This is a genomic window from Mucilaginibacter sp. P4_D1 (assembly GCF_056401935.1).
Map to the genome: position 1 here is coordinate 171,336 of NZ_JBFUIJ010000008.1, position 24,710 is coordinate 196,045.

The 24,710-nt window shown below is 41.6% G+C and carries 23 protein-coding genes and 1 pseudogene; 7 read left to right on the top strand and 17 right to left on the bottom strand.

The annotated features are described in order from the left end of the window. Positions 1 to 64: 64 nt before the first annotated feature. The 8 genes from AC1DV1_RS10355 to AC1DV1_RS10390 form a co-directional block, all read right to left on the bottom strand. Positions 65 to 985, bottom strand: coding sequence for a hypothetical protein (locus AC1DV1_RS10355; RefSeq protein WP_477358442.1), 921 nt, complete (start codon positions 983 to 985; stop codon positions 65 to 67). 163 nt (positions 986 to 1,148) lie between these two features. Then, on the bottom strand, positions 1,149 to 2,465 hold the full coding sequence (locus tag AC1DV1_RS10360; protein WP_477358444.1) for an O-antigen ligase family protein: 1,317 nt from the start codon (positions 2,463 to 2,465) through the stop codon (positions 1,149 to 1,151). Next, positions 2,440 to 3,570: a DUF1972 domain-containing protein gene (locus AC1DV1_RS10365; RefSeq protein ID WP_477358446.1), complete on the bottom strand. Its 1,131-nt coding sequence runs from the start codon at positions 3,568 to 3,570 to the stop codon at positions 2,440 to 2,442. Before AC1DV1_RS10365 ends, AC1DV1_RS10360 begins: the two co-directional genes overlap by 26 nt. Position 3,571: 1 nt before the next feature. Next, positions 3,572 to 4,642, bottom strand: a complete 1,071-nt coding sequence (locus AC1DV1_RS10370) for a glycosyltransferase family 4 protein (protein WP_477358449.1) — start codon at positions 4,640 to 4,642, stop codon at positions 3,572 to 3,574. Next, a complete protein-coding gene (locus tag AC1DV1_RS10375; RefSeq protein WP_477358451.1) occupies positions 4,639 to 5,607 on the bottom strand; it encodes a glycosyltransferase family 2 protein in 969 nt (322 codons plus the stop codon). The genes AC1DV1_RS10370 and AC1DV1_RS10375 overlap by 4 nt, the downstream gene beginning before the upstream one ends. Beyond that, the gene (locus AC1DV1_RS10380; protein WP_477358453.1) at positions 5,597 to 7,261 is read right to left on the bottom strand and encodes a hypothetical protein; all 1,665 of its coding nucleotides are present in this window, start codon (positions 7,259 to 7,261) and stop codon (positions 5,597 to 5,599) included. Before AC1DV1_RS10380 ends, AC1DV1_RS10375 begins: the two co-directional genes overlap by 11 nt. A gap of 75 nt (positions 7,262 to 7,336) precedes the next feature. Further along, a complete protein-coding gene (locus AC1DV1_RS10385; RefSeq protein ID WP_477358455.1) occupies positions 7,337 to 8,749 on the bottom strand; it encodes an oligosaccharide flippase family protein in 1,413 nt (470 codons plus the stop codon). Between the two features lie 15 nt (positions 8,750 to 8,764). Beyond that, positions 8,765 to 9,592 (bottom strand): glycosyltransferase family 2 protein, encoded by an 828-nt coding sequence (locus AC1DV1_RS10390; RefSeq protein ID WP_477358457.1) that lies wholly within the window; start codon positions 9,590 to 9,592, stop codon positions 8,765 to 8,767. Between the two features lie 176 nt (positions 9,593 to 9,768). Between AC1DV1_RS10390 and AC1DV1_RS10395 the strand changes: the two genes are divergently transcribed. Beyond that, a complete protein-coding gene (locus AC1DV1_RS10395) occupies positions 9,769 to 10,431 on the top strand; it encodes an NAD-dependent epimerase/dehydratase family protein (protein WP_477358460.1) in 663 nt (220 codons plus the stop codon). 80 nt (positions 10,432 to 10,511) lie between these two features. Next, complete coding sequence (locus AC1DV1_RS10400) at positions 10,512 to 11,108, top strand: 2OG-Fe(II) oxygenase (protein ID WP_477358462.1); 597 nt, start codon at positions 10,512 to 10,514, stop codon at positions 11,106 to 11,108. A 98-nt stretch (positions 11,109 to 11,206) separates the two neighbouring features. Here the strand turns inward: AC1DV1_RS10400 and AC1DV1_RS10405 are convergent, their stop codons facing one another. The 6 genes from AC1DV1_RS10405 to AC1DV1_RS10430 form a co-directional block, all read right to left on the bottom strand. After that, complete coding sequence (locus tag AC1DV1_RS10405) at positions 11,207 to 12,613, bottom strand: hypothetical protein (RefSeq protein ID WP_477358464.1); 1,407 nt, start codon at positions 12,611 to 12,613, stop codon at positions 11,207 to 11,209. Beyond that, positions 12,610 to 13,242, bottom strand: a complete 633-nt coding sequence (locus tag AC1DV1_RS10410) for an RNA polymerase sigma factor (protein WP_477358466.1) — start codon at positions 13,240 to 13,242, stop codon at positions 12,610 to 12,612. Before AC1DV1_RS10410 ends, AC1DV1_RS10405 begins: the two co-directional genes overlap by 4 nt. A 218-nt stretch (positions 13,243 to 13,460) precedes the next feature. After that, positions 13,461 to 13,907 (bottom strand): hypothetical protein, encoded by a 447-nt coding sequence (locus AC1DV1_RS10415; RefSeq protein WP_477358469.1) that lies wholly within the window; start codon positions 13,905 to 13,907, stop codon positions 13,461 to 13,463. Between the two features lie 43 nt (positions 13,908 to 13,950). Then, positions 13,951 to 14,988, bottom strand: a complete 1,038-nt coding sequence (locus AC1DV1_RS10420) for a PorP/SprF family type IX secretion system membrane protein (RefSeq protein ID WP_477358471.1) — start codon at positions 14,986 to 14,988, stop codon at positions 13,951 to 13,953. 3 nt (positions 14,989 to 14,991) lie between these two features. Next, positions 14,992 to 19,119, bottom strand: a complete 4,128-nt coding sequence (locus tag AC1DV1_RS10425; RefSeq protein WP_477358473.1) for a PKD domain-containing protein — start codon at positions 19,117 to 19,119, stop codon at positions 14,992 to 14,994. Positions 19,120 to 19,316: 197 nt separating this feature from the next. Next, a complete protein-coding gene (locus AC1DV1_RS10430; protein WP_477358475.1) occupies positions 19,317 to 20,564 on the bottom strand; it encodes a nucleoside recognition domain-containing protein in 1,248 nt (415 codons plus the stop codon). Between the two features lie 84 nt (positions 20,565 to 20,648). On the opposite strand from AC1DV1_RS10430, the gene AC1DV1_RS10435 reads away from it, so the two are divergent. From AC1DV1_RS10435 to AC1DV1_RS10445, 3 genes are all read left to right on the top strand, one after another. Next, entirely contained in the window at positions 20,649 to 21,080 is a 432-nt protein-coding gene (locus tag AC1DV1_RS10435; RefSeq protein WP_477358478.1) for a DinB family protein, read from the top strand. Next, the gene (locus AC1DV1_RS10440) at positions 21,080 to 21,502 is read left to right on the top strand and encodes a DUF3052 domain-containing protein (protein ID WP_477358480.1); all 423 of its coding nucleotides are present in this window, start codon (positions 21,080 to 21,082) and stop codon (positions 21,500 to 21,502) included. Before AC1DV1_RS10435 ends, AC1DV1_RS10440 begins: the two co-directional genes overlap by 1 nt. Positions 21,503 to 21,595: 93 nt before the next feature. Next, a complete protein-coding gene (locus tag AC1DV1_RS10445) occupies positions 21,596 to 22,030 on the top strand; it encodes an OsmC family protein (protein WP_477358482.1) in 435 nt (144 codons plus the stop codon). 129 nt (positions 22,031 to 22,159) lie between these two features. On the opposite strand, the gene AC1DV1_RS10450 is transcribed toward AC1DV1_RS10445, so the two are convergent. Both AC1DV1_RS10450 and AC1DV1_RS10455 read right to left on the bottom strand, forming a co-directional pair. After that, on the bottom strand, positions 22,160 to 22,543 hold the full coding sequence (locus AC1DV1_RS10450; protein WP_477358484.1) for an SRPBCC domain-containing protein: 384 nt from the start codon (positions 22,541 to 22,543) through the stop codon (positions 22,160 to 22,162). A gap of 23 nt (positions 22,544 to 22,566) precedes the next feature. After that, on the bottom strand, positions 22,567 to 23,157 hold the full coding sequence (locus AC1DV1_RS10455) for an acetate uptake transporter (RefSeq protein WP_477358486.1): 591 nt from the start codon (positions 23,155 to 23,157) through the stop codon (positions 22,567 to 22,569). 104 nt (positions 23,158 to 23,261) lie between these two features. On the opposite strand from AC1DV1_RS10455, the gene gpmA reads away from it, so the two are divergent. Together gpmA and AC1DV1_RS10465 are read left to right on the top strand one after the other, a co-directional pair. Then, complete coding sequence (gpmA, locus tag AC1DV1_RS10460; protein WP_477358489.1) at positions 23,262 to 23,951, top strand: 2,3-diphosphoglycerate-dependent phosphoglycerate mutase; 690 nt, start codon at positions 23,262 to 23,264, stop codon at positions 23,949 to 23,951. A gap of 81 nt (positions 23,952 to 24,032) precedes the next feature. Continuing rightward, positions 24,033 to 24,518 (top strand): hypothetical protein, encoded by a 486-nt coding sequence (locus tag AC1DV1_RS10465; protein WP_477358491.1) that lies wholly within the window; start codon positions 24,033 to 24,035, stop codon positions 24,516 to 24,518. A gap of 74 nt (positions 24,519 to 24,592) precedes the next feature. Here the strand turns inward: AC1DV1_RS10465 and AC1DV1_RS10470 are convergent. After that, positions 24,593 to 24,710 (bottom strand): annotated as a pseudogene (locus AC1DV1_RS10470) (acetyl-CoA carboxylase, carboxyltransferase subunit beta); the annotation flags it as partial.

The window sequence follows — 24,710 nt, forward strand, 5'->3', positions numbered from 1 at the left end:
TATAAAATTGAAGACCAATGTTCCGGGCTTTCAGCTTTGTGCATTCTGCTTTAAGCTTTTACCATCAATTGGCCACGCTATGATGGTCTTCGGCAAGTAATTGGGCTACTTTATTTTGAAAGCGCTTAATCAGGCTTGATTGGAAATTTCCTGGATCTGGTTTGGCGCAATGCTTATCGGCGGCTATGGCCAATAAAATTCCATGGTCGTTAAGTTTTTGCTGCCTGGTTTTCTCATTCCACCTGCGCGATGTAATTTTCATAAAACCATCGTCCAACAAATCGCCCAGTTTATTGTTAAGTAAAAACTCAACCAGGTTTTTTAACCAATTCTTTTTAAACGACTTTGCGGTTGATACCCGCATAATATGATTAGGCAAATATTTACGTGTCCAGGCGTTGGCTGTAAAAAAATCAGCAAAAGTAGTGTCGCCCTGGATAGGTATCAGTGTAACAACTTCCGTGGCAGTATAGATATTCTTTTCGGCTATTTCAAGTGCTTGTTCATCCACATAGTAGTTCATGCAAAAGCAATGTTGCTTGTTTACCACGAATGTTAACTTCTTAAAAAAATGCATCAGCGTACGCGCTATCCAAAGGCGGTTTGGCGCGGTAATTATAAACAGGTCGATATCTGATTGGTCGTCGGCATAATTTTTAGATAACGAGCCCGAAATAGCGATACCCCGCACGTAAGGGAAATTAATAAGCAAGCTGCCAACCTTGCGTGCTGTACTTATCATTTCAATAGCCTTTTGGTTGCCTTTATTACGGCGCTGTGCCAGGTACTGGTCGTTTTTTAAGCAGTAAAATTTATCAAAACGGTATACCATCCGGGTTTCAATCAGGCAGGTCATGGCATCGTCAAACGTTTTGCGATCAAATTTCACCGGCAAAAACAAGCATACCTCTTCGCGGGTGAGCGGATAGTTAAATGCATCAAAATAGGCCAGTGTAGTTAATATGTTCTTTTTAATTTCTGACACGGTATTGAAGCTTGGTTGATTAAAAACGGACCTGATCTGCATTATTTATAGTATTAAGTCTTAAGTTCTGAGTCTTGAGTCTGAATTTTATCTCGCCGTTTTTGGGCTTGTAACTTAGGACTTTCTACTAAGAACTATCTACCATTTTATAGGCGGCACAACATTAGTATGACGTAAGCGCTAAACTGTTGGTTGCCACTTCATCTAAATATTCGTGGCTTTTATTTCTGACGATATCTGCGGGCTTCTCTTCACCGCCAGAAAATAGCAGGAACGCAAAAAACAAGCTGTAAAACATAACACCTTTATCGGCGTCCAACACATTTTCTGATAGCGAAACAATAATAATCAGCAACATAAAACTGATAAATACTACATCTTTTTTTTTGATGGCTGTTTTAAAACCATACCCAAGTGTTACCAAATAAACAATCAGTCCCCAAATGCYCGATTTTACCAGAAAACTGAGGTATTGGTTGTGGGCGTTTAAATTGGCCAAAAAAGAGTTGTACATTTTGGCCTTAAAAAAATCATCGTGTAATAATGCCTGCTCAGCACCAGAGCCATAGCCAATTAAAGGCTTCTGTTTAATAAGTTTGGCTACCACGTGCCAACGGGCCAAGCGCGAGTCAGTACTTTCGCCCGGTTTGAATGCCGAAAAATCATCCGTTAAGCTGGTTAAATAGCGTTCTTTGAACGAAGGTTCATTTAAAACTATTATAAAAGCTAACCCAGATATAGCAATACCGGCCAATATAAACTTCAGCCTGTTTTTACCATTGAGCAAGCAATACGGCAGCACCAGGTTAATAACTATAAACAAAACTGCCAGTATTGATTTTGAACTTAGCTGAATAAGCCCGCATAACAAACTGAGACTGCAAACACAGTAAATTAATTTAACAGGTAATCGCAGCGGTTTAAACAATAACGTTAACAGGTACACCAATGCTATCACCAACTGTAAGGAAAAAAAAGTAGCATGTATATCAAGCGGCTCCGAGAAATTGTGATTGGTAAATGCCGGCGAAAAAATAGTTTTAAACGGCAAATGGTAATATTTAATAGTAAATAGCGCATCAATATATAGGTAGATGATAGTTACAGTACACACAAGTGCAAAAGCCAATAAAAGATTAGCCCTGTATTTTTTTATATCGAGGTTATTAAGCAACAGCATTACCGGAAAAACCAACACAGGTAAACGCAACACCCATTCGTTAAAGGCTTCGGCAGGGTACCGTGAGTAAGCCGTGGCAATAAGCGTAACAAAAAAAACAGACTGCAGTAATGCGGTTTTTAATGTGAACACAGCCCTTAGTTTTTCTTTTTGCAAATGGATAAGCATGTGCGCAATAAAACTAATAAGTATAATATGGCTGTAAAACCTGTCAAACGGCAGGCTTGCCATCAACAGCATCATGTGGTAATAACTTACCTTATTAGCATTACTATCATTTATCAGCAATAATTGCTTCATAGTTTTTGTGTTTATAGCTCTCGATGATAAACTCCTCGTATTGGTCAATTACACGTTCCCAATTAAACTGGTATTGAATTTTATGAAGATTATTCATCACCATGTTTTTCTCGGGTGCCTTACGCTGTACATTCTCCACAAGGTGGGTAACTTCGGCTGCATTGGAAAAATAAAATGCATCTGTATTTAATACCGATTTATTAAAAGGGTTATTATGCGCCGCAATGAGGGCTTCGCTGGCCATGGCCTCCAACAGCGACGGATTGGTGCCGCCAACGCTATGGCCGTGAAAATAGAGGTAAGAGTTGTTTTGTAACGAACGTACTTTAGGCGTATCAAAAATGGCACCTTTAAATTGTATGCGTTCATCATTGGCAAATTTATTGGTGATGAACTTGCCAAAACGATTGCCGGTATCGCCCAAAACTTTAAATTTTTTGCCCGAATTACTCCTGTTAAAACCTTCCAGGATAGCTTCAATATTATTTTCGGGTTCCATGCGCGCCATCAGCAAAAAATAGTCCTCTTTAAGCGCTTCGTTCATGTCATATTGCTCGCGCTCAAAATCAGTAAAAATATCTGCCCCATAGGGAATATATCTGCTGTTAATGTTATACTTATCCTTCAGGTACGCCTTTATCACCCTTGAATCGGCAACATAGTAGTCGCTGTGTTTAACTGCCAGCTTTTCGGCATATTTCAAAAATTGCTGTACCGGTTTAGCATATTTAGTCCGCTTCCACTCCATGCCGTCCATATTGGTGATAATGGTACTGTTTTTAGGGTAAAGCTGCCCCCAAACCGAACTGCTGGTGTAGCCCATAAGCATTACCACGTCAAAATTTCGTTTGCGGGCGTCTAACAGGCAGTTCATATCGTAAATAAACTGGCCGGCGGTGCCAACCAGGTATTCAGGGTCGTAGCAGTGCCTTATCTCCACACCGTTCCAGCTATCCTGCTGATAAGGGTGATTATGCGAATTATAAACAGTTACAGAATGACCCCGCTTTACCAAACCGGCCGATACATATTCTGAAATATGTTCAAACCCGCCGTAATAATTCGGTACACCCCTTATCCCTAATATGGCTATGCGTAGTTTCATGTTATAATACAGATTGATATGCTTTTAAAGTTTGAGTTGCAGCCTGTTTCCAGGTGTATTTTTGTAAAATTTTATCGCGCAAACATTCGTTAACAGGAGCTTGGCTGGCTTTTTCAACGGCGGCCAAAATGCTTTGCGGTGTTTCCGGGTCGCAGTAAAATGCATCGTCGGCAAAGTATTCCCTCACGTCGCCTTTGTCGCTTATTACCACGCTGCAACCCATCAGGGCAGCTTCTATCGAGCTGAGACCCGTGGTTTCAAACCAACTTGGTAATACATGTACCTTGGCCTGCGTATAATATTTTACCAGCTCATATTGCGGTAACTGATCGATGAATGTGATGTTATCGGCAGCCGTTTTACGACATTCCTGGTAATAAGCGGCCTGGTTGGGGGAATGGGTGCCAATAAGCAGCAACCGGTAAGGCGTATTATTTATTGCTTTTATCAGGTTCAACTGGTTTTTAATTCCTTCTATCCTGGCAACACAAAGCACCAGTTTATCATCTTTTTTTACCGAGGCATCATATTTAAACAAATGCTGATCGGTGCCGTTTGGCACTACCATGTGCTTTACTTCGCCCGGGTAATTGTTTAATACTCTTTGATACTCTGATCTGGAGTTGGGCAATATCATAGCTGTCCGGCTCAAAATATCCAATATACTTTTGCGCTGCCCTTTCCAGGCGTAGGCCATACTGGCCAGCTTATCGCGGCCAAGCAGGTAACGGGCTATGGTTTTAACATATTCCACACCATCTGCCGGCAGGTATTTGAAAAGCCTGCCCAAACCTTTGCGATGCTGCTGATCGTATTCGCTGTAATTACATAATATGGTTGATATTAAAAATGGTTTTTCGGCCTTATGGCTATGGTATAAGATATCGGCAGGCCGGGTGAGGTTAAAAAAATGCAGCAGATCGTAATTGCTGTAATTAATATGTTCGTTGGTCAATTTTATATCTGCGGTAATGCCCATAAAAGTTAGGTGGCGCGCGGTTTGTACCACCTGCACGGTATCGCCACCAGGCACGGTATACAAGGTTGACCGGGTGATGAATGCAACTTTCATATCGCAGCGCCTCCTGATATTAATTTATGCAACCAATTAATTACACGTTCGGGAAAGTAGCTAACGGTATATAGCAGGTAATTATCTAACCTTAAAGGCGAGATGCTGATAGCCCTGGCTACGTGAACGCGGGCCTTTTGAGGCTGGAAATTATTGAACAGCAATTTTTTACCACAAAGCGCATAATAAGAACCCTGTTTTATTTTTGCTGAATATTGTTTTTCGCCCATCTCCGCCAGTAAACTGCCTTCCCGTTTACTTATCACGCGGTTTTTAAGTGTGGCGTATTTGATATCCCTGAATTTACGCGGCCTCCATTTTTCGTCAATTGTGATTGATTCGGGGTTTAGCCTTACTTTAATTAAGGGTTGCGCAAGGTTGCATGCCTTTTGATCTTTTAAAATATTAACCCATAAAAAATGATCTTCAAAGGTATAGGCGTACTCATTATAGCCACCCTTGCTAATCACCATATCTTTTTTGTAAAAAACACAGGAGTGAATGAATGGGCAAACCGAATATTTTAACTGCTGAATCTCGTTGTTATCAAAAGCCGGGGGCTTGTGGGTAAACAAAAAATGCCCTTCCATATCAATATAATCAGCGGCCGACCCAATTACGCTGTACTCCGGGTTGGCTATCATAAAATCATGTTGTAGTTGCAGCCGTTCGGGGTAGCAAATATCATCGGCATCAAAGCGCGCTATGAAGGGGGCACGCGCATATTTCAACCCGTTATTGAGGGCATCAGCAATACCTTTGTTATCCTGGTAAATTACCACAATCCGCGGGTCGTCAAACGAGCGGACAACGTCAACAGTGTTATCTGTCGATCCGTCATTTACTATAAGTAATTCAAAATCGGTAAAAGTTTGTTGCAGCACCGATGTTATGGCATCGCCAATATATTTACCCGCGTTGTAGGCTGGCATCAGTACCGTTATTTGTGGGATGCTAAAATTCATTTACCAAAGGTTTAGGTGATTGGGTTTCCTTGATATTTAACAGTAGCAGCAGTTCAAAAAATACGATAACCGAAAGCTGCTCAAACCAGTATTCGATAAAAAATGCAGCCAGCATTAACAGCAAAAGGGGCAGGCCGTAGGTTAAAGTTTTAAAATGCCTGGCAAAAAAGCCAAGGTAGTAAACGGCAAATATGAGTAAACCAATAAGGCCGTATTCGGCTAACAACTGGTCGTAAACCGAAAACGGACTATTGGTTAACGAATGGAAGCCCGCCCTTTTGCTGAAATAATTGAGATATAAGTCGAGATGATTTACCATAAAATCATGCCCGATGTAGGTGAAATTACGCGGATAGCCTCCCGCAAACCCAAGTCCGGTGGCTCTAAAAGCCAGCTTCGATGAAAAATTGCCAATACCCGCGCCGGTTACTATTCTATTAATATGGTGATGCAAAAAGTTGGTTGTTTGTAAAAAGCCAATCAGTTTGCCTGGCCTATCCTGCCTGGGTGCAACAATTTCCTGCCCCGCGACCGGCAATGCCGTTTTGTGTGCATCAATAAACTGCACCAGTTGTTTTTGCTCGGGAGGTGTTTGCCTGCTGCTTTGATAAGGCGCCGAATTAATATCGGGGCCCTTAATTGCTATCCGGCCGCCTTCGGTTTCGTAAGGCTCACTTTGGGGCTTTATTATCTCAGTTTTTTGGGGATGGGCCGCTTTATAAATGCTATCCCTGAAAACGATGGCCTGTTTTTGCCGGCGTTCGTCAAAGCTTAATATACTATCCGGTCTTCCGTTGACGGGTACATTTGCCCACACCGAGGGTTTGGCCGGGCTGGGATCTTTATGCAGCAGTATCGAAATTGCGTTGGTGGTATAGCGGTTATTTTGAGGCGAAATCTTCGCCATAAAAATGCCTAAAAAAACCAGGCAAATTACAATCAGGCTTTTTTGATAACGATCTGTTTTGAAAATAAATAGCAGTAAAAAAACAAGCACTATAACAATATTGATAAAATTACTGCCCGTAAACAGTAGCGTCGCCATGCACATAAAAAGCATAAGGGCGTTTTTGCGCGTTAAAAAATAGATTACGCCAAAAGCATTCAGCATTGCGTTAGTTGTCGAGGTGTCAAAAGTCACTCCCCTTATGTAATCGCCGGTGTTTAAAAAATACTTTTGCAGCTGACCCTGGTAGGTATAAGGGTTTATGGCATGGGTCTCTAAAAATATAGCAGCCAGGTTGCCAGCCGAGAATAATGCATTGATAATAAAAAAAACAAGGATGGTTTGATGTATTACCGCAGGTTGGTTTTGCTCAACAGCCAGTTTAACCTGGTGAATGGCAAGGATGCATAATACCCAAAAACCTATACCGGCCAACAACATAATGGTATAGTTAAGTTGCGTATAATTTTTGCCTATAAACCAGTTAATAACCGCTATAGCAATTACCAGTGGATAAAATAGCGGCAGCCGGGAGTTTTTGAAACTGAAACCGAATTTGAAATTAAACTGCAGGAGTGTGAACAGCAGGATAACAGGGATCTTGATGCCGATTTTTACGTTTAAAAACAAAAGCAAAAATGCCAGCAGCTTCCAATCTACTTTTTGCTTTAATTTATTGATGTAAAAGATTGCTTTGTTAACAAACATTATCCTGGGGCATTTAAAGTCATTACGACTTAAAAACCGTATTGGTTGCCTGTGTAAAACAAGAGATGTCTTATTTTACCAGTTTAGTAGTCTAATCAGGCCTGCTCTGTCATCCCGCTTTAACTGTGTGGTAATTAATAACGATAAGCCGTAAAATGCTACCGCGATAGTTGCCGCCAGCCATGTGTTTTGAAACAGGAATTTGGCTGCAAGGCCGCTAAAAAAGGCACATGCCATAGCAATGGCGAGTGTATAAAAAGACCCTTTAAGTCCCGATTTGTCATTGGCCAGATAGAAAATAGCTTGCACCAGGCAGGCCAATAAAAAAGCAAGTGCCGCTCCTTCGTTTTTGTAAAAAGGGATTAATATCAGGTCGCCAACTACGTTTACGACAAAAGTGATCAGGAATGAATGAAAGATCATTTTTAACCTGTTTTGCGCAAAAAAAATAGTCCACAAAAAGTTGTTCAGGTACATGAGGGGTAAACAGAGCGAGAGGATGAATATGGTGGTTGTATTAACCGCACCATACCTGCCATGGGTTATGTTGTCAACTACCGGGTTCCAACACATATTTAACACTAAAGCAGTAAACGCGGCAATGATAAGTTCTATCCTGATGAGTAATTTAAAATCGGCCTGCCGATGGTCGCCTGTTTTAAACAATTTGGTAAAACGGGGTAGAATTAAAGGGGCTATGGCTAACAGGGGGAGGGTAGAGATCTCAAATATTTTGTAAGCAAAACTATACTCGGCCAAACTAACAGCCGATACCATAAACCCGATGAACAACCAATCAAACCGGGCCAGGGCCGATGTAATTAGCACCACCCCAACCTGTGGTATTGATTGGCGCAGCAAGGCAAAGTAAGGTAACTTTCTCCAGGCCGGAAGTACAGGCACCCGTACATAGCGCCTGAAAAGATAAAAGGATACAACCAATTCAAGTACATCGCCACCAATAAATACCCATATTATAGTGCCGACGCTTACCTGGTGTAAAAGAGCTAACACAAGCAGACTGGTGCCCCTTAACACGTTGGATACAACCAGCATGCATGCCAATACTTTAAACCGCTCCATGCCGCTTGAAACCTGTTTTAGCGGTGTAGAAAAGAAGATCATGAGCTTGCCCATGCCCAATAATAATATAAGCCGGTATACTTCATTATCGTGGATAAAAAACGCCCTGCCTAATAACAGGATACCATAAAACAGGCCGCCGGTAAACAATACGTGGAAAGCGTAAAGCGACAAAACGGTTTGGGCATCATCGCCATGCGCTACTTTTTTAATAACCACCTGGTCGATACCAAAAGAAAGTATGTTGAATGCAGATAGCAGCACTGCTAAAGCAAGGTTAATCTGCCCAAAGCTATTTTTATCCAGATTTACAGATAATACATAAAAAATGATCACCCCAAACAACTGGTTGATGACGAGCTGCAATGTATTTGCCGAAAAATCAATTACCAGCTTTTTTTTCATGAACAATGTTGCGGTTTATTCAACACGCGCATGGGTATTAAGCTTATATGCCATGGCAGGTATGTCATGCTGGTATAAAGGTTTATCTCTTACGCTTTGTGTAGCTTTACTAAGGTAATAATATTTTAGCCATGTATTTTTAAACGCCATCCGCGAGATGATGAAGCCTTCTTTGCCATCCAAAAAGCCCAATAAAAACAGGTAGGTTTTTACAAAATGAAATACGGGCGCCAAATACAGCTTTACCAGGCCTGCCTTTTTTCCGGCTTTAAGGTACTTTATGGCACTTAATTGAGCGTAGTGTATTGTCTTCTTCTCGTATTCGGCCCGGTTTTTTACTGAATAGTGGTGCAGGTTGCCAGCCAGTTTCTTTATGATAACATTTTTCGGCAGTTGCAGTGTTTCGTGTACCGGCGTTTCGTTCCATTTAACATATTGCCTGTTGAACAGGCGGATATGGTGATCGCGGCCCCAGTTACCAAAGCGGATAAGCTTTTTGCCAAAATATGTTTTAAAAGCTATATCGTAGACAGTTTTATCATCGTCGCAGGCAATTCCCTTTATTGAGTTGATCAGGGCCTGGTCGGGTATCTCATCGCCATCAACGCTCAGTATCCAGTTATTTCGCGCCAACTGAATGCCTTTATTTTTGTTGGCGCCATAGCCAATCCATACTTTTTGAAATACTTTGCAGCCATATGCGTTAGCTATAGTCACGGTTTGGTCGGTACTGTTATTGTCAATCACAATAATGTCGTCGCTGATCTGTTTCAGCAGCGGGATGCTTTTAACAAGGGTACCGGCCTCGTTTTTGGTAATGATCACAACAGAAATTGGATTCATGTTATAGTAATGTTAGTCGGTGTCTGTCGCTTCAAGTGATACAAGAAGAAGCAGGCATCTATTAACTATATCGTTATTTTAGGTGGAAGGGTTGCCCGCATGCCGAAAACTTATTTTAAAAAGCGCGTGCCGGCCTCATTTTAAAGCGTTAATTTTATACAAATACATTTTACCACATGAAAACAGGAATAAGAGCCATTGTTACCGGTGCAACCGGAATGGTAGGCGAGGGGCTTATGCATCAATGCCTGCAAAGTCCGGATGTTGAGCAGGTTTTAGTGATTAACCGCAAGGCCTCGGGAGTATCGCATCCAAAATTAAAGGAGATTATTCATGCCGATTTTTTTGATCTCTCGCCAATCAATGATCAGCTTGCCGGTTATAACGCATGCTTTTTTTGCCTGGGTGTTACTTCGGTTGGCAAAAAAGCGGATGAATATTATAAGCTTACGTATACGCTAACCATTCACATGGCCGAAATATTGTCAAAGCAAGATCCTGACATGACTTTCTGTTATGTATCGGGCGCCGGCACAGATACTAATGAAAAGGGCAATGGCTGGGCAGCAGTAAAAGGTAAAACAGAGAATGATTTGATGAAACTGCCTTTTGAACAAGTGTACGCCTTTAGACCAGGTTTTATAAAACCGATAAAGGGCTTGAAAAATGCCCACAGTTTTTACAAATATATAAACTGGCTATTCCCGGTTGGCCGCGCGCTTTACCCGGCCGGGTTTTGCACTTTGGAGGAATTGGCTGCCGCCATGATAAAGGTAGTGAACCACCCATACCCCAAAAAAGTGATAGAAGGGAAAGATATTATAGCGTTGGCTAAGTAATAATGACGCTTGGCCGACTAAAAGGGGTATATTTAACCACATGCCTGCATTAGTCGGACCAACATGCTAACCCACCTTTATTGGAAGACTCATTCAATTGCCTTATCGATAGTTATCTTGCTGACAAAGTTGGCATTGCCGATCACTTTTTAAGCGATACGCTTGCTGCCGATCTTAAGCTTAATCTGCTGGCACTTGTTAAATCAAGCTTGTTATTATCTGCCGGAACTGGTAACGATAAAACCGTGAACCACGACACCAAGGTTAGGGGTGACCATATTTACTGGCTCGACCGTAAACATGACACCCCATGCGAAAATGATTTTTTCGACCTGATGGATAGTTTTGTAGCTTATCTTAATAAAACATGTTATACCGGTATTACAGGCTATGAATTTCATTATACGTTGTATGAAAAAGGGGCTTTCTACAAAAAACACCTTGATCAGTTTAGGAATAACGATAGCCGCAAATATTCAATGATCATGTATTTAAACACAGGGTGGTTAGCCGCCGATGGTGGCGAATTGCGCATACACCATGGAAATCGCGAGCAAAATATCGGCCCTGAAAACGGTCGTACGGTATTCTTTAAAAGTAACGAACTTGTCCATGAAGTTTTGTGCACCCAAACACCCAGGATGAGCATTACCGGCTGGTTAAAGGTTGACCATTAAAATAAGTCTGAAGTCGAAAGTATTAAGTCCTAAGTCAAAAACCCCAAAATCGTTTTATAACTTAAAGTGTTCGGCTTCAAACTTAAGACTTCAGACTATCATGGCTTAAAGCCCGAACCAATGTTCCAGTTTATACCAAGCGCAACGCCGGTTGATTTAAGATCGACCTTGCCATTGCCAATACCGGTAAGTGGCAGTTTCATGTAAGGCTGTAAAACCGCGCTAAACTTTGAGTTTATTCTTCGCTGATAATTAACATTTACATTCAGTACGCCAAACAGGTGAGTATTTTGATTTCGTACTTCCAGGTTATATGGCTTCCAACCGCTCTCGGCCGAGTAATCAAACCTGTAGTTTTCTTTAAGCATAAAATAGGACGATAACCCTGTACCCACACCAATAGTATTGCTTCCTTTTGAATATAACTGGTAGCTGAGATTCAAAGGAATATCAAGTACCTTACAGTTTGCCTGGACATTAGTAGGCGCTATTGAGGGATTGTAAGACGCAGACGAATAACTGGTAGGTGTTGATGAATACGGCTTAATAGCGTATGCTACACCAGTACTGATGGTGAGCTTCCTTGTTACACGTAACGAAAGCTGTAATCCATAATTGGTGCCTGTTTGGCTATGTCCAAATGAATTTACCGCATTAGCATCAGATGCGGCCAATACGCTGATAGAAAACTGTGGCCTGTTTTTTATTGCTAATGCTTTAACAATAGCCATCTGTTTTTTTGCTTCCTGCTCTTTAGCCTTACCGGTAAGTGTATCCGTATTTTGATTTGTTGTTATATTGTTTTTTACCTGATTACTTGCCGATGCTATTTTATTGCCATCAAAAAGTGTATCAATACCAGCTGTTTTGTTTTTGGTTATTTGATTCGCCGGTTGTGTTTTGTTTGCGGCCAACTGAGTTACATCGGTGCCCGGCGTAACTTTGTTACTTGTTTCGGTTTTCGGCGCAGCGTTTCCAGGTAAAGCATGGTTGATAGCCATATTTGCAGCTTTATTGTAAAGACTGCCACCTGCAGCTGTGTTTACTTTTGAAGATTGTTTTTTGACAACACCCTCATTTACAGCAGTATTTTTTGTTTTGCCAAACAGGGTATCCCCCTGTGCATGTTTACTGTTAGTAGCGGGGATGGTTGTAGCAAGGCCTGTTGTTGTATCTCTTATCGTGCCGTTGCTCTGCGACTGATCAGGTGAGCCGATAAGCCTTTTATCATTACTTGTTTTAGTTTTAACCTTGCCTTGTAATTTGGTTGGATCTATTTTATCGGTTTTACTATAAAAGTATAAGCCCAAAGCAAGCAGCAATAAAGCTGCAATGCCGGATGCATAATACATGATGCGGATAAACCCTGCCTTTTTGTTGGATTTTTTATCCAACAGCTGTTCCATTGATTCCCAATCCTCCTCACGAAAAGCAAAGTGGTCTTCAGGACCGGATAAGCCGTCCCTGAACAATTGATCCAGTTTATTTTCGTGCTTCTCTTTCATTTCATTATTAATTCTATTAATACCGACATGCTGATACTTATAGTGCCAATAGCCACAATGGTATGTTGGCCGCTGCCGGAATTACTCTCCGGCAACCTGCCGGAATTGATTACCATATTTTTTAATTTTTCACGCGCTTTAAACAGGTTTGATTTTGACGTACCCGTACTTATATTTAGTTTCGACGCTATCTCCTCGTGCGAAAATCCCTCAATAGCAAACAGGTTAAACACCGTACGGTAAGCGTTAGGCAGTTGTTGCACCATGCCAATAAGATCATCGTAATTTAACTTCTGGTCGGGGAGTTCATTGTGCCCTATGTCCTCGGCGGCATCAAGATCATCAGTGAGCGATAGCTTCAGGTTACTTCTGTAATAATCAATCGAGGTGTTCATCATAATCCTGCCAACCCATGCAATAAAAGGGCGGCTGGCGTCATATTTCTGCAGGTTGGTAAATACCTTTAAAAAACCCTGGTTCATGATTTCAGCAGCTTCATACCTATTGCCTGCGTACCTAAGGCATATACTCATAGCAAAGCCGTAAAACGCTTTATATAGCATCTTCTGGTCTTTTCGGCTTTGCTGTAAACAGCCCGCAATCAATTGTTGTAGTTCTGCTTCTCCCATATATACGGGCTACCTGTTTAATTAATTCCTGTTTGCAACTAACACGTATTTATGTTATAAAGGGTTGCCTGTGGATTTACTTTTTTTTAAAAGAAAGCTTATTTACGATAAAAATTGCCCGCTGTCATCCGTTTTCTCCTGATAAGAAGTGGAAGAACAACACAAAAGGTATTATTAAAACGTTTTATAGATCGCGAACCGTCCTGAATATTGAAGCACTATTCTGCTACCTCATTCATATCAATCATTGTCCAGTTATCCTGCACCGCTTTGGGGCCTCCGTCATATTTTAACGTGATCTGAAAATTGGTTTTTACTTTTGCTCCTTTTTCATCAATTGATGTTACGTAAGATTTTATTACAAATACCGAGTCGGACTTTTTTGCAAACTGGTAACGGTCTTCGGCAAAAGCAAGATTGCTCGATTTGATAGTAGGGGCAATGTACTGTTTAGCCACCTGGTAAGCATCATCGCTGTTTGGGAACATGGTAAAGGTAAGCATATCAGATGAGCCGCCGGATGTAGCAAATTTCACCACCACTATCATAAAAATAATTCCAAAAAGCACCAACATCCATACACCTATCATGGCTGTTTTCTTTTTATGTTGCTTGTCTTTAAGATAAGACTGGTCAGGTCTTGCTTTTTGATAGATTTTCTCCATCTTAATTCAGGATATATAGCTGATAAAGATATAAATAAAATTCTTAATAAAAATCATAACAACGTCTTGCCCCTTCAAACTTGTGGTAGGCATCCGTGCGCGAGGGTAGGGTGGTTTCATAACCAATGCTTCCTTCGGTTGTGCCGCTGGTGTTGCTGTAATTGAGTCCCGAAATTGGCGCATCGTGGCTTACACCCAGCCTGAATTTCTCTCCGCTTTCTTTGTTTAAAAACAAATCAAATATTAACGAAAATGTAATAGCCGAGGGTCCGCCTGATCCGGCAGTACGCACCCATAAACCGGCATTTAGGTTATGCCTTTTATATTGCAGCCCTATATTTATTGATTGCGCCGTTGATTGCTTATAAAAAACTACCGATGGAATAAAAAATGATTTCTCGTCCTCATCAAGATTCTCATCCCTATTAAGGTCCCATCTATAGCTTACGTGTGCTGTGCCGCGCATAGGCAGTTTTGCGGGTGTACCGGTAAATGATTCATTGGGGCGGTTGATATGCTGCAACGCGCCGCCAATATTAAAATCGCTTAAAGCGAGGTTTACCCCGGCGCCGGCATCAAAATAAAACCGGTTGTCGAATCGTGGTGACTCGGCATTTGTTGGCGATCCGGGGATGTACCCTAAACGCGGGTCAATCTGGTCGCTAAATATCAATTTACCATAATCCACGGTGCGGTTGGTTACCCCCGCCTGTATGCCAAACGACAATACAAAATCATCAGAACCAACACTATAAGAATAAATACCGGCTATATTGTTTTTGGTAAGCCCGGCGGTACCTTCGTTGCCCCGGGTAAATATTAAACCAATCCCGCCACCAAACTGCGGGATATTGTAATCAACAGATGCGGTAAGATAATTAAAGCCACCGGGCACCGATGTAAATTGATTGCGATAAATTAAATTCATCCGCAGATCGCCCTGGAACTGCCCGTTTAATGCAGGGTTAAGATATACAGGCGAATTAAAAAACTGCGAATACATGTGGTCCTGGGCAACGGCCAGTTTGCCACACAACAGTATTAATAACCACAAGATATATCCTTTGAGCAAAACGCGCATTATTTATCTTATTAAATGAACAACACCCGTTCGTTTGGGTAATGAATTATTGTACGACATCCCTTTCCACTCGCTGCCGTTTATAAACGTTGCCGAAGCCTGCCATACGTAAACGCCCTGCTCTACCGGTACGCCTTTAAAAGTACCGTCCCAACCGTCGCCGTCAATAGGGGTGCCTTTAGGGGCCGATAGTTTGGTGGTTTCCCAAATTAACTGGCCAAAACCATTAAATATTTGCAGGTGCCATTGTTTAATACCCGATCCTTTAGCTGCAAACCTTCTTAGCTCGGTTGTACCGCTGGTGGGCATAAATGCATTTGGTAAATACAGTTCGCCGGGAATGCCGGTTATGCGCACATAGTGTGTTGCCGCACTATCGCAAAAATCTTTAGTGCTGGTTATCAGTGTCACTTTGTATTTTCCGGTATCGGCATAAGTATGAGATGGGTTAGGGCGGGCGCTTAAGGTTCCGTCTCCAAAATCCCAGGCCCAGTTGGCTGGTGATCCCGTGGTTTGGTCAACAAACTGAAATTGGTAATTTGGTATACTGGTTATCGTATCAGGGCTTGCCGTAAAAACAGTCCCCGGGGGCGATGTAACTTTGATATAGTCTTTTTTTACTAAACTGTCTGCACAGCCGGTAAGCGGGTTAACAGCTACAAGTTTAACCGTGTATGGCGAATTTTTAAAACTATAGGTATGCGGCGGCGGCGTAAATCCGGTTGCTGTGGCACCATCCCCATAATACCAGGTATAGGATAAAGCTACCGGCTGCGTATTAGGGTCGGCATAGGTTGTGTTTGTGAATGATGCTGTAACATTTCGGCAACCTGTGGTATCTGATGCTGCAAAGCCGGCCTTTGGTATATCATATACCATAACCCGGTTTGTTGATTTTGATGACTCGACACCTGACGAGCATTTACTTGAAGCCGTAATGGTTATGTAATACAAGCCTGGTTTTGTAAACACGTAAGGCAAATTATCGGTACCGGCGGCTACATTGGTTACTACAGCATATTTATCATCATAAATGGTATAATAAAATGTATCGCCGCCTGATGAATTATTTACAAACGTTAAATTTAAAGGTGCACAACCGCTGTTTTTATTATTCAGAAAAAACATATCTGGTGTAATGGTTGGGGCCGATACCGTTATGGTACGTTTCAGTGTAGTATCGGTATTACCACAGTAATCCTGGGCAATCATAAATATGGTGTATTGCTTTATGCGGGTGGTATTTAACGGCGTGTCGAATTTAAAATCACTTTTATCTGTATACACCTTTGATTCCAGCAGCAACGGTCCATCATACAGGTAGTAAGTGTATTGTAAGTTTTTCCCAGGCGATGAGTTTTTGCCGGTTACTATAAAAGGAGAGCAACCTTCAACTCTATCTGGAATTAACCTTGCAACAGGTTTCTGTGGGCTTATCTTCACCGAATCGAGATAGGGAGCAGCTATATTACAATTGCTTACAATGCTTAAACTGATGTGATAAACAGTATCCCGTCCGTCTGTTTTTGCMAAAAATGTGTGTTGGGGATTAATCCCCGTATCTGTTGAACCATCTCCAAAATCCCATAAAAAAATGCTGTTTATTGGTTTCGATGTATTGGTGAACTGAACCAGCAAATTACCACATGCCGTACTGTTATCTTTGGTGAACGAAGGTGTGGCAATAGCCGGAGGTATGGTTACAGTAAGCACAAATACCCCGCTAACACAGCCCTGGCTGGTTGATATAATATTATAGGTTACAATTGCATTGTCGTTTAAATCGCTGTTGGTTAAAACATCGTTGATAAAGCTGCCGCTGCCGTTTACCGTATAACCACCCGCGGTTGCGCTGGTTTTTGAGGCATCAACTACCCAGGTAAATGTTGTGGTGGGTTTCGCAGCCGTGATATTATAACTAAGCGGCTTTCCTGCACATGAAGTTACTGTATTTTTACTTGTAATTGAATCGGCCTTATTGATGATGATTGTTGTCGGGTCGGTTATGGTATCGCAGGGGGCAGCCAACGTGGTTATGCCCTGAAAAACAAGTGTAACCTTGCCCGCTTTTATCTCGGCAGCCGATGGTGTATAAACAGTTTGTGCCAGGTTCGGGTCGCTAAAAGTACCGGTACCGCCGGCCCAACGCATTTTTATTGAGGTATTATTGGATGTACCATTCAAATTAACAGGCGTTCCGGCACAAACAGCAGGGTAGGTGCCCGCCGTAACAGTTGGTGCCGCTATAAATTCTAATTGCTGACTACTGCTGGCCGGCGCTCCGCAAACGTTGGTATTGGTTACGCTAACAGTATACCTGGCAAAATCGTTAAACTTTATGACCGGATACTGTGAAACATCACTGGTATTATTAACAAATGTAAAGGCGCCGCCGGCTACCGTCCATTTGTAGGTTGCGCCAGTGTTTTGCGCCGATCCGGAAAATGTTACCCTGGTAGCGCTGTTGTTGGTATTATCAAATTTAAGGGTGGTATTTGTTCCGCAAAATACGGTGTCTTTTGATAGTGTGGCCGTGGGCGTATCATCAACTACAACGGTTTGTGCAGTGGCATCGGTTATCAGGCCACAACTTACTGTTGAGATGGCCAGTTTGATAGTGTAAACACCTGTTTTATTAAACAAAAACTGGGGTGTCTGGCTGTTGGCATTTGTTCCGTTTGCATAAGCTACCGGCGTTGGGCCGGTAACAGTCCAAACGTATTTATTGGTGTTATTGCAATTTGAATCGATTTTTGATGTGTTTACCGGGGTAACTGCAAGAGGAATGCAACCCGAATTAACAGGCAGCGAAAAGGCGGGCACAGGAGGTTCCTGGATACAAATATCCTGCGTAACATCAGCAACCGCGCATGAGCCGGTGTTGTTTTGCAGTTGCAGGGTTACCGTATGTGTACCGGTAGTTGTAAAAGTATAAAGGAAGGCATCAGATAGTTTGTAATTAACTTGTTTGGTTACACCATCAACAAGCCAGGTATAGCGGGCTTTGCTGTTTGAGCAGGTCGTTGATGTGCTGTTGGGATCATCGCCCGGAAACGAATTGTTTACAAATTTAACCGCTGTATTTACACAAGCAGCCACCGGCACAACCGGCAGGTTAATTGGGGGAGCTATTACCTTTGCGTAACTGGCAACAGGCGTACCTACATTACCACAAAAAGGGCTAACTAATTGCAGTTTTACTTCGAACGAATTGTTTTGGCCCTTAACAATGTTTCCGCACGATGCCTTAACATATTCGTGCGAAACTTTGCCGCCGGCTGCAAGTACCTGGCAGTAGGTATAAGATACAGATGCTGTACCATCGCCCCAGGAAACATTATAAAGCAGCCCCGGATAGTTGTTTTTTATAACATTAGGGTCGATGTTGTAAGTTAAATTGGTAGCCCCGCTGCCAAGGCATGCTGTGGTGCTGCCCTCAACCCCAAAACTATTGTTAACCAGGTTATTGACAAGGGTATATGCATAAGTGCCCACAATGCCTCCTGCTGTAGCTTTTACGCTAACCGTATAATTGGCTGTTTTGGCTGTAAAATTGCCGTTGTTGGTAAAATCAACGTTCAATGCCTCGGTCACCTGCGAAAGCTCATTGTAAAAACTTGCAGTAACGGTGGCGCCTGTTGTTGATGTATTAATAAAATTGTAAGAAGAATTGCTGGCCCCCGAACATGAACCAAACACTTCGGGATAATTGGCATCTATCGATTGCGAATTTAAAGCTGCAACAGTGCCTGTGCCGGCTATAATCGAAAATGCAGCCGACGCACCGCTGGTAACCGCCGGATTGGTAGCCGCCACTTTAACCAGATAACCACTGCCAGTACCAGTGCCAGCAGGGATGATACCGTTTACAAAGGTTGCATAGTTGCCCGTAAATTTGCCGATTAATTTTTGCGACGCGAAACTTCCGCTGGCATTTGAAAGGTAAAGATTGTAAGTGTTAGCGGGATTTATACACGAACCGGTTAGTTGTATGGGAACACTTATTGTCGATCCAGGCGCGTAAGGGCCAGCGTCAATATTGCCGATAGTTATTGTTTGCGCTAAGGCGGAAAAAGCAACTAAATTAAATAAAGCAAAAAAAAATAAATTTTTAGTAAATATTTTGTTCATTCACCTGCTTTTATGATCTAAAATTGCTTACAATTCAATAGTTTGATCGAAAATAGTAATTATTTTCAAATATTAATTGAATTCATTGCAAAAAGCAAAATTTCGAAAACGCGTCATTTTATCAAAAATCGACAAAAAATTGCCTTTACAGCTTTAAAAGGTAGCTGCCGATTAATAATTCAAAAACAGTGCTGAGCTTATTTTAAATTGCCAAAAAACAGGTAAGTAATAAATATGGCAGTTATGATTCCGGCTAAATCGGCAATTAAGCCGGCCGGGATAGCATAGCGGGATTTTTTGATGCCAACAGTACCAAAGTACAAGGCCACAATATAAAAAGTAGTATCGGCCGACCCGTTGAATATACTGCCCAGATGGCCCGCAAAGCTATCGGTGCCGAAATGTTTCATCACATCTATCATCATCCCTTTTGACCCCGATCCACTTAGCGGTTTCATGTAAGCAACCGGCATGGCATCTACAAAACGGGTATCTAAACCTGCTTTAACACAAACCCAGCGTAATCCATCGTTCATATAATCTAAAGCCCCGCAGGCCCTGAATACGCTGATGCCTACCAGCATAGCAACCAGGTAGGGGATAATTTTTACAGAGGTCTCAAAGCCACTCTTGGCACCTTCTACAAAAACATCAAATACATTGATTTTTTTTACCACCCCGCCCACAATAAATACTACCGGAATAAAGAAGAGCAAAAAGTTGCTTACAACCTTCGATACGATGCTAATTTGATCATGTGATAAATGCGTTGTAAAATACCAAACTACCAGGGTAATAAAAGCGGTTAAGCCACCAAGCCATGTTATAATTACCCTATCCCAAAGGTTGATTTTTTGTTTTATTGCAACTATTAATAAACCAACCACAGTGGCAGCATAGGTGGCAATAATACAAGGCAAAAACACATCGGCGGGATCTTTGGCATTCATAATTGCGCGTTGAGCTATAATAGTTACCGGCAACATCTGCAGGCCCGAAGTATGCAGTACCAGGAACATGATTTGAGCGTTTGATGCCGATTCTTTATCCTGGTTTAACTCCTGAAGGCTCCCCATAGCTTTTAAACCCAGTGGGGTGGCTGCATTGTCCAGCCCAAGCAAATTGGCCGAAAAGTTCATGAGCATTTGGCCCACGGCCGGATGCTTTTTAGGCACATCAGGAAAAAGGCGGCTAAAAAATGGCCCTACCAGGCGCGACAGGAAATTTATGGCGCCTGCTTTTTCGCCCACGTTTAATATCCCCAGCCAAAAAGCCATAGCGCCAACCAATGGTAAGGCAATGTCCATTACTGATGATTTTGACGAATTGAAAATACCGTCAACAAGCAATTTAAAAGCCTCTACATCGCCAAAAAAAACAAGCTTAATAAGTGCTACAACAAAAGCGATCAAAAAAAATGCTATCCAGATATAATTAAGGGCCATATGTATCTTTAAGGCTTTGAAGTTAATGGTTTTGTATTTCAATATGAAATAACAATCTTTAAATACTCAATTTAAAAACACACAATGACCACTACTTCTGCCATTTTAAACACAGCTATAACCGATTTTTTGCAAACCAGGTCGCCCGATGACGAATGGGATTTGAGGCCGGCGCCTGGAAAATGGTCTAAAAAAGAGATCATTGGCCACCTGATTGATAGCGCCCAAATAAACCTTCAGCGTTTTGTACGTTGTACCTATGAGGAAAACTTTAAACTGGTTTACCAGCAGGATGCCTACGTAGCCGTGCAGCATTACCAGGACGTTGATATTAAAGAATTGCTCGACCTTTGGATTTTGCTTAACAGGCAAATAATAAGGGTTTGGGAAAGCTACCCCGCCGATAGGCTTAACGCCCGTTGCGATAACAGCAAAGGTGAACCCAACCTTCAAACTGTTGAATGGCTGGCTAATGATTATGTTGAACATCTGATACATCATTTAAAAACTATCTGATGAACACGGCAGGATACTCCGGCACCCCATTAGCAAAAAAACTGGGCATAAAGGCTTTGGCAAAAGTAATGCTGATTAATTCGCCCGATTATTATCTCCAGTTATTTACCGATATGCCCACGGATGTTTATTTTGTGATTGATGTCGGCATTAAGAAAGACCTGGTTCACTTTTTCACTAAAAGCAAGGATGAATTTTTAACCAATTTGCCACAATTGATGAAGCAAATAAAGCCCGATGGGATTATCTGGGTTTCATGGCCCAAGAAAGCGTCGAAAGTAGTTACCGATATTACGGAAGATGTGATCCGGAATTTCGCACTTAAAATAGGAATGGTTGATATAAAGGTTTGTGCTGTAGACGAAATTTGGTCGGGTTTAAAATTGGTTATTCCGGTAAAGGATAGAAAATCGTTGGCTTAAAACTTTTTTCGTAATAACAGCGTAAACAATCATCGGCTATTATTTGCAAACGCCAACAATTACCTAACTTAGCATCATTATAACTTTAATACTATGGCCACAATAGAACTTAAACGTGTGCATGGCGATTTCGGCTTCGAGGCCGTTGATTCCATTGGTCACACAGTAAAAATGGATAGCAGCCCCGAAAGTGGTGGCGAAGATTTTGGGATACGCCCGATGCAAATGCTATTAATGGGCCTTGCAGGTTGCTCGGCAATTGATGTTATCAGCATCTTAAAAAAACAACGCCAGGAAGTAAAGGACTATAAAATGGTAGTTAACGGCGAACGCGAGGCCGGCAAAGAACCATCGTTATGGCAGGATATCGAGGTTGAATTTCATTTGTATGGCGATATTGATGAAGATAAAGCAGCCCGTGCGGTTGAGTTATCATTAAATAAATATTGCTCTGTGGCCGCTACACTTGGTAAAGCCGGCGCGGAAATCAAATCAAAGGTATTTGTTCATCCGGCAGTAGAAATATAAAGGCCAATCAGCCTCCATGAAGTTCTTGAAATTTTAAGATTTATCTTAGGACTTTATTTGACATTAAAAAAGCGATGAATTCTACTCATCGCTTTTTTTGTTTTAACCTTATTACCGCACCGATTTCAGTTATTCGCCTTCAAAAAAGTCTGTTAAACCACCAAAATAGCTATAAGTCCAACCATCGGTAATATCATCAAAATCTTCATCCGGGATGTTGGTATGCCTAAGTTCGGCAGATGTACCTTGTTTGTCGGGGTGTAGTTTTATAGTAACTATCGAATCATCCGATTTTCCTTCAAAATACCATTGCTGTACAATTTTTTTACCGGGCTCAAATTCTATGTTTTTACCAACAATACTGCCATCCCACATCGAGAATTCCGAACCTGGTTCGGTACTCATTTGGGCTGTTTCACCTGTCCATAACTCGATAGTTATGGGGTTGGTTAATGCCATATAAATTTCGTCGGGCGTTGCCGGTATGCTGTAGTATTTTTTAAAATCTTTCACCTGCGCAATTTAGCAAGATTATTTTAAACGTTTACAGGTCCTATTGGCAATACAACACGACCGTAAACTTCATTTAATACGTTGGCAATGCCTGTGTAAATAGCCGATGCGCCACAAATAATACCCTCATAACCAGCTAAATGTTTAATAGTAGGATTACCTGTTGCATCACCTGCCACTAATAAGAAAAACAATATGGTTAACGAGCCAAAAACAAACTGTAAAGCGCGGTTTAACTTTAAAGTACCAAAAAACAGCAGGAAGGTAAATACACCCCAAACGGCTAAATAAGCGCACATGGCGCCTTCAGATGGTGCTGTACCCCAACCAAGTTTTGGCATTACAATAAGACCAACTAACGATAGCCAGAAAAAACCGTAGGATGTAAATGCGGTTAGCCCAAATGTGTTATTCTTTTTTGCCTCAATAACGCCCGCAATAACCTGGGCCAGGCCGCCGTAAAAAATGCCCATAGCCAGTATCATGCTGTTCATTTCAAAAAAACCGGCGTTATGAATGTTTAATAAAACGGTTGTCATGCCGAAGGCGCAAAGCCCAAGCGGAGCCGGATTAGCGATGCCATCCTTTACAGGGGCAGGTGTAGTAGGGATCATATTGGTTTAGTATTAATTGGTTTATAATGCAAGCTAAATGATTTATGAATATTTTACAATTTTATTTACAACTCTGCCCTTACTTTTGCGTTAAGCAAGTACCTATGCAAAAAATAGTATTGATACGCCACGGCGAAAGTATTTTTAACCTTGAAAACCGTTTCACAGGTTGGGAGGATGTCGATTTATCCGAAAATGGCTATCAGCAGGCCCACAAAGCAGGGCAGATCCTTAAAAAGAATGGTTATAACTTTGATGTTGGTTTCACCTCGTACTTAAAACGTTCCATTAAAACCATTCATTTTATATTGGAGGAGTTGGATCATTTATGGATTCCGGTTGAGAAGTCATGGCGGCTGAATGAACGTTTTTACGGCGCTTTACAGGGCATGAACAAAGATGAAGCCATAGCCGAATATGGTGCCGAACAGGTTCAAAAATGGCGCCGCGACCCTAATGAGCACCCGCCTGCTGTAACACGTGACGATCCACGGTTTCCCGGTCATGATTTGCGCTATAAAGATTTAACAGACCGCGAGCTGCCACTAACCGAAAACCTCAGCGAGACCATGGATAGGGTATTGCCCTTTTGGAACGAAACTATTGTAAGTGCCATGCGCCGTAACCAAAAGGTAATTGTAGTTGCCCATGGCAACAGCCTGCGGTCGTTAATTAAGTATATAGATTGCCTTACAGATGAGCAGGTAACCCAGCTTGAAATACCCACAGCTACACCCTGGGTTTATGAATTGGATCATGGGTTAAACCAGATAAGGCATTATTATTTGGATTGAGGTTTGATTTTTATGGATATGCAGCTCATTTGTTTATCTTAGTCGTMCCGATTAATTATAAACCATACGCTAAATTAAAAAATGAAGAAATCTGATATTTATGAAATAACTATAAAGATACTTGGTGTTTACCTGCTGGTTTCCAACCTATCCAAAGTTCCCGGTTTTTTCACCTTCTTAAAAACTTTCAGTGCTATTTCGGGTGCCGACCATGCGACTGAACAAATGAACTTATTTTGGCTAAATATCATAAACTTTGCTTTTATGCTGGCCTTATCCATCTTTTTAATAGCCGGCACAAAACTGATTACCAGGCTTATTACAAATAGTGCAGATAAGCAGGAAAATGTAAAACTGTTTGCAGATAGAAAAGTGATATATGAAATAGCGCTTATTATCATCGGCGGCTTACTTATTGTTAATACGGTTCCCGATTTGCTGTATCGTTTGTATAACATATCCAGCGAAAACGATCAAAACGCTGTAATATCATCAATAACAAAAGTACTTGTGGGTATTTTAACAGTGGCCTTTGGCAAACGCATTGCTGCTTTTTTTGCGAAGTAATTAGATATAAAAATCATTTTAAATAAGAAAGGCCCGAATCGGGCCTTTCTTATTTAAATCATACTATTCGAAACTTAGTTTTTCATCATCTTCAAAAACGACGCCAGTTTCTCTTTCATTTCTCTGCGATCAACTATAAAATCAAGGAAACCATGTTCCTGAACAAACTCAGCAGTCTGGAATCCTTTAGGC